The sequence below is a fragment of the Massilia sp. CT11-108 genome, assembly GCF_047302915.1.
In the GTDB taxonomy this organism is placed as follows: Bacteria; Pseudomonadota; Gammaproteobacteria; order Burkholderiales; family Burkholderiaceae_D; genus Telluria; species Telluria orientalis.
In genome coordinates this window covers 1-230 of sequence record NZ_JBKYMO010001820.1, presented here as the reverse complement: position 1 = coordinate 230, position 230 = coordinate 1, and the positions used below count along the sequence as shown (strand labels likewise).

The 230-nt window shown below is 70.9% G+C and carries 1 protein-coding gene; it reads left to right on the top strand.

The features are described 5' to 3' along the window. Window positions 1-230 (top strand): sugar phosphate isomerase/epimerase family protein (locus tag ACEN88_RS36445; protein WP_413347233.1); only part of this gene is annotated, 230 nt, incomplete at both ends.

Genomic DNA, 230 nt, shown 5'->3' with positions numbered 1-230 from the left:
GGACCGCGCAGGGCCCGAAGGACCCGGACGACGCGGAGGTCCGTGCCGCCGCCGTGTCCCGTCTGCGTGAACTCGGCGAGCACGCCGCGAGCGTCGGACTCCCGATGGCGCTGGAGCTGTACGAGGACACCTACCTCGGTACCGCGGACAGCGCCGTCCGACTCGTCGAGGAGATCGGTCTCGACAACGTCGGGCTGAACGCCGACGTCGCGAACCTCATCCGCCTGCAC